Origin of the sequence: Sphingopyxis sp. (assembly GCF_036402335.1) — a bacterium.
Classification (GTDB): domain Bacteria; phylum Pseudomonadota; class Alphaproteobacteria; order Sphingomonadales; family Sphingomonadaceae; genus Sphingopyxis.
Map to the genome: position 1 here is coordinate 1 of NZ_DASWTD010000431.1, position 2,338 is coordinate 2,338.

The 2,338-nt window shown below is 64.0% G+C and carries 1 protein-coding gene; it reads left to right on the plus strand.

Annotated elements, in window-relative coordinates; genetic code table 11:
- A partial coding sequence (locus VGD20_RS13930) for a TonB-dependent receptor (RefSeq protein WP_331135023.1) occupies positions 1–2,338 on the plus strand: 2,338 nt, incomplete at both ends.

Below are 2,338 nucleotides of genomic sequence, written 5' to 3' on the forward strand. Positions count from 1 at the left end.
TCCGCGGCTTCGGGCCCGAGTTCAACACCGTGCTGCTCAACGGCCGCCTGCTCGCCACCGAAAACAGCGGCCGCGAATTCAGCTTCGACATCCTGCCGTCCGAGCTGCTGAGCGCCGCCGAAGTCTATAAGTCGGCGACCGCCGAACAGCAGGACGGCGGCATCGGCTCGACCGTGATCCTGCGTACCGCGCGCCCGCTCGACCGGCCGGGCTTCCACTTCTCGGGCAGCGCCGCGATGAAGTTCGACAGCACGCGCGACAAGGCATCGCCCGTGATCTCGGGCATCCTCAGCAAGACCAACGATGACGACACCTTCGGCGCATTGATCAGCGTCAATTACGACAAGCGCATCTCGCGCTTCAGCAACGTCAACACCAGCGGCTGGATCGACGGGCAGAACCTCGATTTCGACAAGGATGGCACCGTCGACCTCGCCAACGTAGCGCTCCCCCGCACCTACAACACCACGGTCGAACGCAATTCGCGCGAGCGGATCGGCGCAACGCTCGCGCTCGACTGGATCGTCAGCGACCAGCTGAAGCTCCAGCTCGACGCGCTCTATACGCAGCTCAAGGTCGACAGCTGGTCGAACCAGCTCGGCTTCTACACCGACCCGGGCGACATCATCGACGCCGAGGCCAATGAAAATGGTACCGTCACCCATTTCGTACGCAGCGCCGGCGGCGGTCTCGCGAGCGACAATATCGTCTTTGATTCGCCGCGCGATGCCAAGACCTACCAGATCGGCCTCAACGCGGCCTGGACCCCGACCGACCGCACGACGATCAGCTTCGACCTGTCGCACTCGCGCGCGAAAGAGGGCAACACCTCGGTCTTCTACGTCGTTGGCGCGCGCAACGCCGGCGTGAACCCGACCTTCGATCTCAACCCCGGCGCGCTGCCGACGATCACCGACATCCTGCCGACCGACGATCCGGCGCGCGCGGTGCTGCACTGCTGCTCCGAACGCGGCGGCATCGTGAAGGACGACATCACCTCGTTCCGCGTCGACGGCAAACAGGATTTCGACGGCACGCTGAAGGCGGTGCGTTTCGGCGCGGTCGGAACGCGGCGCAAGAAGGATATCACCTCGCTGCTCACCCCCGATCCGCTCGGCTGCTTCTATTGCGGCTATTTCGCGAGCGCCGATCCGAACCTCTTCGCCGTGTTCAACGACGGCGGCGTGCTCGGCGGCGCCCCGATGAGCTGGCTGACCTACGATCCGCGTGCGCTGGCCCAATATTATGGCAGCGCGGCCGCCGTCGGCCAAAAGAACGACCCCGCCGCCGAAGCCGCGTTCAACGCGGTCTATGCCGCCAACGGCCACAGCCTTGCGCCCGCCTACGATCCGCGCGGGTCGGGATCGGTGCGCGAGAATAATGCCGCCGCCTATCTCCAGGCCGAACTCGGCGGCGAATTCGGCGGCAGCCGCGAATGGAACGCCGTTATCGGCGCGCGCTATGTCTATACCGACACGCTCGCGCACGGCAATTCGGTGCAGCTGCTCGGCATCACGCAGAACCCGGGCGATCCGACCGCGGGCGTCGCGACCTTCAGCCCGCCCGTCCCGGTCTCGGAAAAGCATAATTACAGCTATATCCTGCCGTCGGCGACCTTCCGGGTCGACTGGACCGACGATCTGGTGACGCGCTTCGCCTTTTCGCGCACGCTCACCCGGCCGACGCTGAGCAATCTGACGCTCAGCAAATCCTATGATTTCCGTCCACCGCAGTCGAACACGATCAGCAGCGGCAACCCGGGTCTCAAGCCCTATCTCGCATGGAATGCCGACGCCTCGATCGACTATTACCTCGGCAAGGCGAGCTATGTCAGCGTCGCCGGCTTCTATAAATGGGTCGACAATTTCATCTCGCAGGTGACGACGACCGAGACCTATTTCGGTTTCGATTTCCAGGTCACGCGCCCCGAAAACACCCGCAAGTCCAAGGTTTATGGCTTCGAGGCCGCGATCCAGTACACGTTCGACACGCTGCCGGCGCCGCTCGACGGGCTGGGCTTCTCGGCCAACTATACCAAGGTCAAGAGCTCGACGAGCTTCGATCCCGCGATCATCGCGGGCACTTTCTCGGTCGAGGGGCTTTCGGACAGCGCGAACGCCGTGCTCTTCTATGAAAAGGGCCCGGTCCAGCTGCGCGCCGCCTATAACTGGCGCGACAGCTTCCTCGCGCGCACCCGCGGGCTCAACGGCCAGCCCGAAAATGTCGACAGCTATGGCCAGTACGACCTGTCGGGCAGCTTCAAGATCACCCCGCAGCTTGCGGTGTTCGGCGAAGTGGTGAACCTCACCAACAAGCATCGCCGCACATTCTCGCGCTA